This is a genomic window from Candidatus Binatus sp. (assembly GCF_030646925.1).
GTDB lineage: Bacteria > Desulfobacterota > Binatia > Binatales > Binataceae > Binatus.
On sequence record NZ_JAUSKL010000122.1, the window covers coordinates 1 to 13454 of the forward strand.

The 13454-nt window shown below is 58.3% G+C and carries 13 protein-coding genes; 11 read left to right on the forward strand and 2 right to left on the reverse strand.

Annotation, left to right across the window (positions count from 1 at the left end):
* Nucleotides 1–13 precede the first annotated feature (13 nt).
* The 4 genes from Q7S58_RS22365 to ligD all read left to right on the forward strand — a co-directional run bounded on the left by Q7S58_RS22365 (nt 14) and on the right by ligD (nt 7290).
* Nucleotides 14–145, forward strand: a complete 132-nt coding sequence (locus Q7S58_RS22365) for a helix-turn-helix domain-containing protein (RefSeq protein ID WP_370655567.1) — start codon at nt 14–16, stop codon at nt 143–145.
* Between the two features lie 651 nt (nt 146–796).
* Nucleotides 797–3436, forward strand: coding sequence for a malto-oligosyltrehalose synthase (gene treY / locus Q7S58_RS20370; protein ID WP_304830408.1), 2640 nt, complete (start codon nt 797–799; stop codon nt 3434–3436).
* Nucleotides 3437–3671: 235 nt separating this feature from the next.
* Complete coding sequence (locus tag Q7S58_RS20375; RefSeq protein WP_304830411.1) at nt 3672–4583, forward strand: Ku protein; 912 nt, start codon at nt 3672–3674, stop codon at nt 4581–4583.
* Between the two features lie 61 nt (nt 4584–4644).
* On the forward strand, nt 4645–7290 hold the full coding sequence (gene ligD, locus Q7S58_RS20380; protein WP_304830413.1) for a DNA ligase D: 2646 nt from the start codon (nt 4645–4647) through the stop codon (nt 7288–7290).
* 13 nt (nt 7291–7303) lie between these two features.
* Here ligD and Q7S58_RS20385 read toward each other — a convergent pair whose 3' ends face one another.
* Both Q7S58_RS20385 and Q7S58_RS20390 read right to left on the reverse strand, forming a co-directional pair.
* Nucleotides 7304–7888, reverse strand: a complete 585-nt coding sequence (locus tag Q7S58_RS20385) for an NADPH-dependent FMN reductase (RefSeq protein WP_304830415.1) — start codon at nt 7886–7888, stop codon at nt 7304–7306.
* 19 nt (nt 7889–7907) lie between these two features.
* Nucleotides 7908–8312: a hypothetical protein gene (locus Q7S58_RS20390; protein WP_304830417.1), complete on the reverse strand. Its 405-nt coding sequence runs from the start codon at nt 8310–8312 to the stop codon at nt 7908–7910.
* Here Q7S58_RS20390 and Q7S58_RS20395 point away from each other — a divergent pair.
* The 7 genes from Q7S58_RS20395 to Q7S58_RS20425 all read left to right on the forward strand — a co-directional run bounded on the left by Q7S58_RS20395 (nt 8311) and on the right by Q7S58_RS20425 (nt 13263).
* The gene (locus Q7S58_RS20395; protein WP_304830419.1) at nt 8311–10377 is read left to right on the forward strand and encodes a hypothetical protein; all 2067 of its coding nucleotides are present in this window, start codon (nt 8311–8313) and stop codon (nt 10375–10377) included. The genes Q7S58_RS20390 and Q7S58_RS20395 overlap by 2 nt on opposite strands.
* Before the next feature lie 730 nt (nt 10378–11107).
* Nucleotides 11108–11317, forward strand: a complete 210-nt coding sequence (locus Q7S58_RS20400; RefSeq protein ID WP_304830421.1) for a hypothetical protein — start codon at nt 11108–11110, stop codon at nt 11315–11317.
* Between the two features lie 6 nt (nt 11318–11323).
* On the forward strand, nt 11324–11560 hold the full coding sequence (locus Q7S58_RS20405) for a hypothetical protein (RefSeq protein WP_304830423.1): 237 nt from the start codon (nt 11324–11326) through the stop codon (nt 11558–11560).
* Nucleotides 11561–11566: 6 nt separating this feature from the next.
* On the forward strand, nt 11567–11752 hold the full coding sequence (locus tag Q7S58_RS20410; protein WP_304830425.1) for a hypothetical protein: 186 nt from the start codon (nt 11567–11569) through the stop codon (nt 11750–11752).
* A gap of 85 nt (nt 11753–11837) precedes the next feature.
* Nucleotides 11838–12047 (forward strand): hypothetical protein, encoded by a 210-nt coding sequence (locus Q7S58_RS20415; protein WP_304830427.1) that lies wholly within the window; start codon nt 11838–11840, stop codon nt 12045–12047.
* 2 nt (nt 12048–12049) lie between these two features.
* Nucleotides 12050–12226 carry a helix-turn-helix domain-containing protein gene (locus Q7S58_RS20420; RefSeq protein ID WP_304830429.1) on the forward strand — a complete coding sequence of 59 codons (177 nt, stop codon included), beginning with the start codon at nt 12050–12052 and terminating at the stop codon, nt 12224–12226.
* On the forward strand, nt 12223–13263 hold the full coding sequence (locus Q7S58_RS20425; RefSeq protein WP_304830431.1) for a CHAT domain-containing protein: 1041 nt from the start codon (nt 12223–12225) through the stop codon (nt 13261–13263). Before Q7S58_RS20420 ends, Q7S58_RS20425 begins: the two co-directional genes overlap by 4 nt.
* Nucleotides 13264–13454: the final 191 nt, after the last annotated feature.

Here is a 13454-nt window from a genome sequence, read left to right on the forward strand (position 1 = left end):
AGTCGAGAAGGAAATGATCGCGCGGACGCTCGAGTTCACCGGCGGCAACAAGACGCGGGCGGCCGATGTGCTTGGGGTGAGTGCGAAGACGCTGTACAACAAGCTCGAGCGTTTCAGCCAGCAGCAATCGCCTCAAAATACGTGAAGGCTCGTCCGAGCACCGCGTGTTCATTGGCGCCGAATCGAATCGGAAAAAAGTGAGCCAGCTCATCCGCAATCCGTGTACCGATTTCCGGAGTTGCAAACTTTACGCGCGTAGTCCGAGGAAAAACCACCGTATTTCCTAGTTTCTTAGTGGCACTTCTCTTGCTCCACCTTTAGTACGACTACGAATGCCTGAGCGTAGTAGCGATAAAATGGATCCCCGAAGACATGGTAATGAAGTTGCGCGGCAAGCGCGTAGGAACGCGGAATTTGTCCGCCAGGCGGAGCCAATAGTTCGGGTCGTATCCAAGGCTGCAACCGATCTTAACGATGTGCTGAATGCAGTCGCTCTTCGATCTGCGCTGCTTCGAGGGCGCCCCGCGGGATCCCGCACCGATAGTGATAGCTGGCGGCTGGCGGGACTTCTTGATCGCGCAACCGAGCTGGTCAGGGAACTACAAGCCTACTTGCATCACCTCGAATCGCACGCACCGAGTGACGTCGTCGATGATGATGCCGAGAATCGATTCCGACACCACTAATAATTGGACTTAAGGCTCTCGAAGGGAACCGCGAATAAAGCAATCGCGCCGAAAACGTTTCTGCAACCTGGTTTTGAACTCAACTAATCGTCAGTGGCGAGCATCGTCGTGTGAGCGAATCTACCTACCGGCTGCAGATAAACAAAGCATTCGATTTCGCGGCCGCGGCGAAGATAATTCCATATCTCGCCGAACTCGGCATTACTCAGCTCTATAGCTCGCCTTACTTTCAGGCTGCTCCTAACAGTACTCATGGCTACGACGTAGTAGATCACTCGCGCGCCAACGAGGAATGGGGCGGCGCGCGCGGACTGCAGCATCTATGTGAAACGCTGCAGCGGCATCAGATGGGCCAACTGCTGGATATCGTGCCCAATCACATGGCGATCATCGAGCGGGAAAATCCATGGTGGTGGGACGTGCTTAGGAATGGGCCGTCGAGTACCTATGCCTCATTTTTCGATGTCGATTGGGAGCCCCCAGAAAGCCGCCATCACAATTCTGTCCTGCTTCCCGTCCTGGGCGACCAGTATGGCCTGTTACTGGAAGCCGGCAAGCTCACGGTAGTACGCAATGGAGCCGCGTTCGTAGTTCGCTACGAGGATCGCGAGTTTCCGGTGGCGCCGCGGTCGATGCGCGAGATTCTCGGTCCGTCCGCCGCGCTATGCCACAGCGACGAACTGGCCTTTCTGGGTGATGCATACGCTGAGTTGCCAGCGCCGGGCTTCGGCGATCGGAATAGCATCGTGCGCCGCCAACGCGACATTCGAGTTCTCGATGCGCTGCTTAGCCAGATGCTGAGTCAGAATCCCGAGTTAGCGGCGGCTATCGACGACACCTTGTCGCGGATTACTAACGACCCGAGCCGACTGCATCAATTCCTCGAGGCTCAGAACTTCAGGCTTGCGTATTGGCGGATGGCCGCGAGCGATCTGGGTTATCGAAGGTTCTTCGATATCAACTCACTGGTCGGGCTGCGGATGGAGGAACCGCAGGTCTTTGCGGAGACTCACGCGCGCGTACTTGAGTGGGTATCGAAGGGATGGGTAAGCGGCCTACGCGTCGATCATCCCGACGGTTTGCGCGATCCGCTGGGATACTTTCATCGCCTAAGAGCCGCATGCGACAAGTGCTGGATCGTGGCGGAGAAGATACTTGCCGACGGCGAGCATCTTCGCGAAACCTGGCCGATCGATGGCGCCACTGGCTACGACTTTCTGAACCTTGCCGGCGGTTTGTTCGTTGACCCGGCAGGATTGGAACCGCTGACCGCTTTCTACCGCGAGTTTACCGGCGAATCATGCGACTACCAATCGGTAGTTCGGGCCAAGAAGCAACAAGCCATGCGCGACGCCTTGGGCAGCGATATCAATCGGCTCACCGCATTGCTGCTCGACGTATGCGAAAACGACCTACTACATCGCGACTACAGCCGCCACATGATGCATGAAGTGCTGCGGGCGACGCTCGCATGCTTGCGCGTCTATCGTACCTACGTCGGAGAATCGGGTGCAGTCGATCTGCGCGATGAGCGTAGTATTACCGCCGCGATCGAAGACGCTAAGGCGTATCGGCCGGATCTTGATCCGCTACTGTTCGATTTCCTGCGCGACGTCTTGACGCTCCGCGCGGATGGCGAGCGGGCGCGCGAGCTTTCGTTGCGCTTTCAGCAGACGTCGGCGGCAGTCATGGGCAAGGGCGTCGAGGATACTGCCTTCTACACCTTCAATCGGATGGTGGCGCTGAACGAAGTCGGCGGTGACCCCGACAAATTCGGCACCGGCGTCGAGGATTTCTGCGAGTGGTGCGAGCACATCCATCGCAACTGGCCCAAAACGATGCTCTCGACCACTACCCACGACACCAAGCGCAGCGAAGACGCGCGCGCAAGGATGTACCTAATCTCCGAGATTCCCGACCTTTGGCGGCGCGCGGTCTTGCGATGGTCGAAGATCAACGATGCGCATCGTAGCGATGGTTTGCCCGATCGAAATATCGAATACCATCTTTACCAGGTGATGGTTGGAACGTGGCCAATCGATAAGTCGCGACTGCTCGAGTACGCGCAAAAGGCAAGCCGCGAAGCGAGGACTCATACCTCATGGACCGATCCTGACGAGAAGTATGAATCCGCGCTGCAGAAGTTTGTCCAGGATATCTATCAGGATGATGAGTTTCTTGAGGCTTTAGATGAGTTCGTGAACCTGCTTATTGCTCCCGGTCGCGTGAACTCGCTCGCACTTACTTTGATCAAGCTAACTGCGCCTGGCATCCCCGATTTCTACCAGGGCACCGAAGTGTGGAATCACACCCTGGTCGATCCGGACAATCGCCGGCCGGTTGACTTTGAAACAAGATGCGACCTGCTCGCGGAGACGCGCCATTCGATCACTCCAGAACAAATCATGGCAAGGATGGACGAAGGGATGCCTAAGCTATGGCTGGTCAAGCAGGGGCTTTGGCTCCGCAAGCAGCATCCTGCATGGTTTGGTTCTCAAAGTGAGATGGCGCAGCTACCGGTACGCGGCCGGCTGGCCGGCAACGTCATCGCCTATGCTCGAGGCGGCGCTGTTATAGGAGTTGCACCAAGGTTGATGATGCGCCAATGCGGCAACTGGCGCGAAACCGAAGTCGAGTTGCCACCCGGCAGGTGGACCAATCGCTTGACCGGTGACGTTATCGACGGCGGTCCGACGACGGTCGTGGATCTTCTGCAGCGATTTCCCGTCGGCCTGTTATCAAGATCGTGATACCGGCCCTTTTTTCGCCCTCGATCCGGGTCAAGCGGGCTCTTGCGCAAGGCTTGGGTACCAATAATTATATAGTCGGTCCGGGCGGCCGCGCGAGCACGCGCGAGCCGAGGCAATGCGGCGAACGCTGAGGTAGGTTCAGTTATTGCGCTACGCGCAGGACTTAGCTGATTTCTCGATTCTGCGCTTCGCGATGGTCTCGCGGGAGCAGGGATCGTCTATACTGGAGGTATCTATGCCAGCTCGATCAATATCCACTGCCAGTATCACCTTCGGCCTTGTGTCTATTCCGGTGCGCCTGTTTCCTGCCACGAGTCCAAAGAGCGTGAGATTCAACCTGCTTCACGCCAAGGACAACAGCCGGATCCAGGAAAAGATCTTCTGCCAGGCAGAAGAGAAGATGATCGATCGAAGCGAGTTGGTCCGCGGATACGAAATCGAGAAGGGCCGCTATGTAACTTTTGCGGACGAGGAGTTGAAAAAGCTCGAGGCGCAAACCGATCATGCGATCGAAATCAACGAGTTCATACCGGTGACCGAAGTCGATCCGATTCGCTTCGAGAATTCCTATCTGCTCGGCTGCGAACCGACCTCAGCCAAGGCCTACCACCTGTTGATGTCGGCGATGCTGAAGGAGAAGCGGGTTGCTATCGCAAAATTTACGATGCGGGGCAAAGAGCGCCTCGTATTGGTTCGTCCGTACGAGGACGGCCTGATGCTGCATACGATGTACTACAACGACGAGATCAGGACCTTCGGCGAAATCGATCACGGCGCCAGGGCTCAAGTCGCGGACTCGGAACTGGGGCTCGCACAGCGCCTGATCGCCGACCTCACCAAAAAGAAGTTCGATGCGGAGCAATACTTCGATGCGGAGCAATACAAGGACAACTATCGTGAACGAGTCATCGAACTTGCCGAGCAGAAGATGGCTGGGCACGAAATTACCGAGGCCGCGCCCGAAGTCCGCCGCGCCAACGTTATCGATCTGATGAGCGCTCTCAAGGCATCGTTGAAGAAGCGCGGCGTCGAGGTCGGGTCGGAACGCGAGAGCGAAGAGGCCGCGGAGGAAGCTGAGCCCGCCAAGGCGCGCGCTCACGCCTCGAAAGGATCGCGGGCGCCGCGGGTGCGCCGCCAGGCCCGGTAAGATCGCAGCGCGCAAAAAGGATCCTTGATGCGGCCCGACTAGGCGCCCTTGGCAACGCGCGATGCCGCTCGAGAAATATCGCAGCAAGAGAAACGCCGATCGCACGCCTGAACCTTTCGGCACCGCGCCGCCGGCGTCCGGTCCCGCCGGCAGCGGCGTGTTCGTCGTTCAAAAGCATGCGGCGCGCCGCCTCCACTATGATTTCCGCCTCGAGATGGAAGGCGTGTTGCGCTCGTGGGCAGTGCCGAAAGGACCGTCGCTGGATCCGGCGAATAAGCACTTAGCGGTTGCGGTCGAAGATCATCCGCTGGAATACGGCGATTTCGAAGGCGTCATCCCCGAGGGTAACTACGGCGCCGGCGCGGTGATCGTCTGGGATCGCGGCATCTATACGGTGCTCGATCCGCCGGAAGGGAGCCCGGGCGACGCCGTGCGCAAAGGCAAGCTCGATATTCGCTTGCACGGCTTCAAACTGAACGGCGCATACACCTTGGTGCGGACCGGTGGCCGGCCTGGCGCCGCGGCGAAGGACAAGGCCAGTTGGCTGCTTATCAAGAAGCGCGATGAGTTTGCGAAGTCCGAAGACGTCCTCGAGATGCATCCGCGGTCGGTGTTATCGGGCTTGACGGTCGAGGAAATGCGTGACGCGCCGGCGGCCGGTGTCCGCGTCGCGGCTAAGCTCGCACGCCGCGAACTTCCAGAACTGACCGGACGGCTTAAACGCGCCGACTTTCCGTTGATGCTTGCCCGGACCGCCGACAATCCTTTCGACGGCGATAGTTGGCTCTTCGAATTGAAGTACGACGGAGTTCGCGTCGTCGCGATTCGCGACGGCTCCGCGGTGCAGTTGTACGCGCGGAGCGGCGCCGAAGTAACCGCGCGCTATCCCGAGGTCGCGCTCGCATTCAACGCGCTGCCATACGATCGCTTCGTGATGGACGGCGAGATCGTTGCGCTGGACGAATCCGGCCGGCCGAGCTTTCAGCTTTTGCAGCGCAGGATGCACGTGCAGGACACGCGGCAGATCGCGCGCCTCAGCTTCGCCTTGCCCGCCTGCGATTTCGTGTTCGACCTGCTTGCCTTCGATCGATTCGATTTGCGCCCGCTGCCGCTTGAAGATCGAAAGAAGCTGCTGCGTGAACTGGTTCGCGGCGAAGGACCGGTTCGCTTTTGCGACTACGTGCTCACGCGCGGCGTCGATTTCTACCAGGCGGTGGCGGAGCAATCGCTCGAAGGCATCATCGCCAAGCGCCGGGATTCACCTTATCGAGCTACTCGTTCGGAGGCGTGGCTGAAAATCAAATGTCCGCTGACGCGACGCTTCGTGGTCGGCGGCTACACCGATCCCGGCGGCACTCGCACGCATTTCGGCGCGCTACTACTTGGTCAATACGAGAGCGACGGCGCGCTCCGCTACACTGACAAGGTCGGCACCGGCTTTAATCGCGATCGGTTGAGAAAGATCTACGCGATGCTTCAACAACGCGAGCGAGCGACCTCTCCCTTTCGCAAAGCGAAGCGCGACGAGCCTGCTATCGCGCGCGCCGGTATCCATTTTGTCGAACCTGAGCTGGTGGCCGAAGTACGATTCACCGAATGGACCGATAGTGGCGGCGTCCGACAACCGAGTTTTCTTGGACTCGCCGGCGATGCCGACCCGCGTCAATGCACCTATGACGGCCCGCAAGGATCCGACAGCCGGGCTGAGCCGGTCGTGGATGAAAATCTCGGCAAACGCGGGAGCGCTATTCAGGAAGCAGCTAGCGGCGCCGCGAAGGTCGAACCTAACACCGCGACAGTTACTCATCCTGAAAAAGTGTTCTGGCCGCGCGAGGGCTATACCAAGGGAGACCTCGTAGCGTACTATCGCGCGATTTCGAAATGGATGCTGCCTTACTTGAAAGATCGACCGGTCATGCTGACCCGCTATCCTGATGGCATCGGCGGCAAGATGTTCTATCAGAAGGACGCGCCTGCGTTTGCTCCACCCTGGCTCCGCACTGAGAACATTTACTCCGAGGATTCGCAACGCGAGATCGCTTACTTCATAATCGATAGCGAGGAAGCGCTGGCCTACGTGGCAAATCTCGCCGCGGTGACCATACACGTCTGGTCGTCGCGTATCGTTCACCTGGAACGTCCCGACTGGCTTCTCTTCGATATCGATCCCAAAGGGTCAACAACTCGAATTGCGGTCGAAGTTGCGCTTGAGGTTGCTAGCGTCCTGCGCGAGATCGGTCTCGAACCCTGCTTGAAGACATCAGGGCAGATGGGCCTGCACGTGGTAGTCGGATTGAAGCCCAAATACACCTACGAACAAGCGCGGATGTTTTCCGAGTTGGTTTCAGGCGTGGTAGTAAGGCGAATCCCGAAGCTGGCCACCATTAATCGCAATCCGCGGACGCGCGAAGGCCGCGTTTATATCGACTATCTGCAACTTGGTCACGGTAAGACGATCGCGGGACCTTATTCGGTGCGGCCGGTAGACGGCGCTCCCGTATCGGCGCCTATGAAATGGAATGAGCTAAAGCTGGACCTCGATCCGGTGAAGTTCAACATCAAGACGATGCCGGCGCGGATGGCGCAACTCGGAATAGATCCCTTTCTCGACGTGCTTGAGCGGCCAACCAGCCTGGAAGAATCGATGCCTCGTCTCGAGGAATTAATCGCGGGTGAGCACACGCCTAGCTCAACCGCAAGCCGCTAGCGCCTGATCTTGGTTATCGATTGCGCACGGGAAGAGGCAACGGACCGACGGCGCGCGATCCTTTCGGGAAGACATCCTTCATCCTGATGAGTGTGCGCACGAGACTTAGCAACTCGGCGCGAGCGGCATCGGATGGCTGACCGTCCGCGAAGTCCGTGGAAGTCAGATAGACGCTGGTGGGTGCGGTAAAGGCACCGAACCATGCGAGCACGTCGCGCAGATGCCAGTCGGCGCCGAGAAAGTGGTGATTGGTCGCACCCATCGCGACAATTCCGCACGGCTTGCCCATCAGCGATTCGACGGGCAGATGATCGAGCAAATTTTTGAGAGCGCCGGTAAAGGTGCCGCGATAAACCGGCGTCGCGAGCACTAACACGTCCGCAGCCAGCGCCTTCTCGACTATCTGAGCCGTGTCGTCATGATAGTCCGCAGGCGGTCGCCCGTCTGCGAACGCTATCTTGCAGTCGCCCAAATTTATCAGGCTCGCCTCGAGCGACGGATCAATAGCTCGACTCTCGTCGATCATTAGATTGAGCGCCTTAAAAAAGCGCCCGGGAGGCGTGACGCTGCCGAGAATCACCACCAGTTTCGTCGTCATAGCTACCGCCAGTTTCGATCTAAGTGAGTTCAGCTCTCCGCTGATGAAGGATGATCGCCGCGCCTGAGGACACGCTGATCGCGATTAGCGCATAGAGGAGCATGCCGACGAGCAGCGGCGCATTCGGCAAGGTGGCATAAGTCTTTGTCAGATAGAGCACCAGGTTCACGATCACGTACGCGGCGTACAAGTACGCTATCGGCAGTGCAAATTGCCGCATCGCGAAGATACCGAATGCGTAGGTTGCGAGAATTACTCCGAACACCGGTCCCGCGATCGCGTTGGCCATGCCTGAAAGCCGCGTGCCGAGAAAAACGAATCCCACTTCGGAACTCATTTTCAGCGGCTTCATGAAATTCGAGACGGCGAGCAGGGCAAACAGCACCGCGAAAATTGTTAGAATCGCACCGCGCTTCCTGTCCATGCACGACCTCCCTCGACCGATCGACATCGTAGTCGGCGACGCCGCAAAACGCATCATCGGTCGCGGTAGTCGCGGCGCTCGCGAGGACTTTCCTCGGCTCATCGCGAACGATACATCTCTCGGCATCGGAATCGATCGCAAAATTCTGCGCCTGCTGGCGGCGCTCGCACTGATGTTGTGTGGTTTGTCGGGTTGCGGACGGAGCGCGCCGCCTACGCAAAACAATCTGCTTTACAATGGCAACCTGGCGCGCGGCAGCGGCGACCGTCCCGCCGATTGGTACGCCATCACTTCAAAACGAGACCTGAGCGCGTTTTCGTGGACGCGATCGCCCGACGGCGCCAGCGCGCTCGAGCTTGCTCATTCCGGACCGAATTACTCGAGCTGGCATCAGCGCCTGATGCTTGCGCCGGGAACTTATCGCGTCAGCGCCGAGGCGCGCATCGAAGGCGCAACTTCCGGCGGCGGCGCGACAATCGCGGTCGAAGGCGTCGATGGATCTCAATTGACGTCGATTCCGCTGCATCGTTCGAGTGGGTGGGAACAGATTTCGATCGTGCTCAATGAAGATCGATGGGGAGCGACCACCGAGATCCTCTGCCAGCTCGGTGCGCCGACGAATCCCGACACTGGCCGCGCGTGGTTCCGCGATCTCAAAGTTATGCCAATCGTAAATCCAGGCAGCGAAGAATTGCTCGCCGCACAAGTGCATCCGGAGATCCCGTGGCGCGACGATGGCGGCCCGGCGCGCGCAGGCGGCGCGATTTGCGGGATCGCGCTGTATGGCTTGCTGGCGTGGGCGCTCGTAGCGATTTGGCGACCGCCGCTGGCGACCGGCCGCAACGCCGCGACGCTCGCGATCGCCGCGATGCTCGCGATCACCGCGGTCAAATTCGCCGCGCTGTTCCACTTTACCGGCTACTTCTGGGACATCTGGTCGAAGACGAATCGCGCCTTGCTCGCGGCGGAACTCGGCCCTTCGCGAATCTACGATCCCGGCCTGCCGATCGACGCTTATCCGCCGGGCTCGCTCTATGTCCTGTGGCTTTCCGGATCGATTGGCAGGATGCTCGAGCCCAGCGCCGATGGCTTTCGCATCATCGTCGAGACGCCGCCGCTGATTGCCGACTTCCTGATCGGGCTAACGCTCTACTTCGCGACGTGGCGCGACGGACGCACGCTCGCTGCGTTTATCGCGATGCTGATGTTCGCGCTGAATCCGGCGCTGATCTACGACACCACGGTGTGGGGTCAGAGCGATTCGATCGTCGCGCTGCCGATGATCGCCGCGACTGTGCTGATCCTCGCCGGCCGCTACCGCCTTGGATGGATTGCCGCGGCGATTGCGATTCTCGCCAAGCCGCAGGCGCTCGCGACGGTGCCGATACTCGGACTCTGGACGTTGTTCAGCGCGGGCATCGCGGAAACTGCGGTATGCGTCGTTGCGTTCGGCGCAACCGTCGTGCTCGGAATCTTGCCGTTCCAGTTGGGGCATCCGTGGAACTGGACTCTCAACGTGTACCAGGACCTGAGCACGCGATACAGCGCGGCTTCGGTCGGCGCGTTTAATTTTCACGCGTTGCTCGGCGGGATCGAGGAGTCGGATACCGACTTGGTGTTCGGCGTATCGTATCGCACGCTGGGCTTTTCGCTGACGTTCGCGGTCTATGCGCTAACGGCGTGGATGATTTGGCGTGCGCGATCGGCGTCAGCGGCGATACTCGCGATCTTCGTCACACTGCTGGGGTTTTTTCTGTTCACGCCGCGGATGCACGAGCGGTATCTCTACTATCCGCTGGTGTTTATCACGTTGATTGCGCTCGAAAAGCGGTTTCTGACTTTGGTATTTGCGGCTTTGACCGGGACGCTTCTATTCAACCTCATCTACATGAAGCATCTGACCGACACCTCGACGTATTTTGCGGATGAACCGACCTGGCCGATTCTCACGGCGTCTGCGATCAATCTGGCGGTATTCGTCGCGGTCGCGGGCTACGCTTTTCTGCGGACGCGCGACGCAGCGGGGCAGGGCGGCGACTCGATCGATTTCACTCGAAGCGTCTGACATCCAGCTTGGGAAAATGCACCGTCCGCGGCATTGGCGGGGTGCTTCAAATGCCATCCTGAAGAAATTGCAGCATCAGCCGGTTCGCTCCGGCACGAACAAATGCGCCGCGGTGCGCCGGAGGCTAAGGCAAGATCGCTCAACCGAACCAGAAATAAACTGCCAAGCCGGGGTTTAATCAGCGCGTTGTCCGCTGATGATGAAACAATACATAAACAATCAGTGTTTTTATCGCGCTTTTTCGGGCATCTAAATCCTAGACGTTTACGTTTATGATATGGAGTATTTGAGAAATAGGACAATGGTCTTCTTTCCGCTAAGGCGGCGTGGTCCGGGTCGACCTCGTTCGCTGTAAGGTTGATGAATGGCTTTTTCGAAGAACGCGCGATGAACTCTTCGCGGTGACAGCCATCTGGATTCCAAATCTATGCTAAACGATTGATAAAACGGTTCAATGGCAGTTGCGTAGTGGCATGGACATATGCGCCGTGAGGCGCCGGAGGACAAGGCAAGATCGCTCAACCGAACCAGAAATAAATTGCCGAGCACCATAACCGAAAGGGCTTCTTGTCCGTGATTGAAATGACAGGGTCTAAACATAGTCAGGCCGTTGGTTATTTCATGAAGAATATCGGCTATATTCTAGACCTCCCTGTTTAGGATCCGTTGCGTAATAGTGTTTGCGTTCCCCGCCGACCCCATGTATCCTGATGAATTACGAGGTAGAACCGTGGAAGACAACAGCGTGAAGGACCTTACGAAATCCATGCGTGCGCTGCTTCTGGTGCAGCTCCAGGCGCAGATTGCGCCCGACGACAGGGAAAAACCCGAGGTGCTCCTATCCCGAGCCGGATTCGCGGCGCGCGAAATTGCGGAATTGCTGAGGAAGAGCCCGGCCGCAGTCGCGAAGGCGATTCAGCGGTCCGAGAGGGGGGAGTAGCGAACAATGGCCACAGGCGGACCCGCCACGATTGACGACCTGTTGAAACAGGCGAAGACGACAAACCGTCTTCTTGCGGCGCAACTAAAGGCCCAAATGAGCCAGATGGACCTCATTGCCCTCTTAGACGACTCCGGCCTGACGGCTCGGGAGATCGGCGAGATTCTCGGCACATCACCCGCGACAGTGGCTGTGACCCAACAGCGCCTGAGAAAGAAGAAGATGAAAAAATCGGAGGAGTAGTCGCCTATGCCAAAGAACTTCGATTCCGGGGAGCGTGTCGTCGAACTGCTGCGGGCGCTGATTATCGTGCAGCTTGGGTTGGCCGGAGTTGGTCAGGCGCAGATTCGGAAAATTGTCGGGGGCTCCATGAATGACATTAATGCGATCGTTAAGTTACTTCGCTCGGGGCGCCGCGGGCAGGTGAAAGAATGAGTACTCCTACTGAAGAGCGGAGAACCGCGGAATTGCTCAATCGAAACGACTCAGGACTTATTCATCTTTCTAGGAAATGAACATCATGGAGAACAACGGCAATTCGCTCGCGGATGAACTGCGGGCCGTGAAAATGCTTCTCATTCTTCAGGCGCTGGCTTTGGGCTGTCAGCAAAAGCACATCGCGGCCGCGCTCGGCGTCAGCGAAGCAACGTTGAGCCGGATGCTCCCGAAAGGCTTCGGCAAGGAAATCGCCAAAATTGCCGACCGTCGTCTTGGCGCGGAGGCCACATAGTCATGACCGAAGAACAGGCCGCCGCCATCCTCAAGGAGCTCGAGATGTTGCGGAAGCTGAAACTGCTTGAACTTCTCGACAACGGTTATTCGCAAGGGCAGCTCGCAAAGCTTTTAGGCGTGAGTCAGCCGACTATCAGCCGCATGGTTCCAAACGTTTCCTTGAAGAAGGCGCGATGACGGCCAAAACTTCAGTGGTCAATTGGGCCGGCGACTACGAAGAAACCTGCATCCAGCTAGGCAAGCATCTCGGGAAAAATAAAATCCGCCGAATGCTGTTCGGCGCCATCTATGGTCGTGGCTCCAAGCCGCGTTCCAAGAAGCAGTTGATGGCCGAGGTCGGCCTTAAGGCCAGCCACGCTCAGCAGGCGCAGAACCAACTCGACCACCTTTGGCGCTATGGGCTAATTGAGCGAAATGAGAACGAGGGGGCGGTGGCTGACGGCAGCTGCTATGTCTACAGCAAGGAGCCAAACGTTGGCGCGCACCGCAAGAAGATCGTCCAACACGCCGACAAGCCTGCTCTCGCGAAAAAGACGCCGACCAAGCGCAACCCGATGGTGCGTGGCATGACGGTCGTCGTCAAACCCGTCGTCAGGCGAAGCACGCTGAAAAAAAACAAGCACCTCGACGTGCTTTACCTTATGGCCAACCCAATCAGGAAGCACAGCCTGCGCGTGGACGCCGAGGTGAGAAAAGTCTGTGAGGAGATCCGCCGTTCGCAATATCGCGACAACATCACGCTTCACCAATCGCCTGCGGCCGACCTCACCACCATTATTCGCGGCCTCAACGATCATCGGCCTGGCATTGTGCACTTCTCGGGTCACGGTAATGCCGACGGCTTGGCGACCGACGACGGCGGCGTTAAGCGCACGAAAACTCAATTCGTCACGTTTGATCTTCTCGGCAAAGCCCTTGCTGCGACTGACGACCCTCCGAAAGTCGTCGTCTTAAACGCCTGCCGAAGCGCCGGAGCGCGCGGAGCGCTCTTCGGTACGGCGAAGGCCATCATCGCCATGCAAGACTCCATCGGCGACGCTGCCGCGGTAGCTTTTGCCACGATGTTCTATGGTGGCATTGCCAGCGGCCAGTCGTTGCAGTCAGCCTTCGAACAAGGTTGCGTCGCAGTGGAATCTGTTTCTCTACGAGAAGCGGCAACGCCAAAGCTGATTACTGCAAATGGCGTCGATGCGAAGAAACTCAAGCTGGCGTAACTCATATGAGCGGTTATCGCGCCGGACGCGGCTTCGCCAAGACGCAGCACCATCACTGTTCCCCTGACTTCCGGCTGTAACTCGATCCGCGCGCGCCCTACTGAACGCACCAATAACGCTTTATTGCGCCCGCGCGACGACGCAGGGCAGGGCACCGAGTAATCGATTTCAATCGACGCGTCTGACGTCCA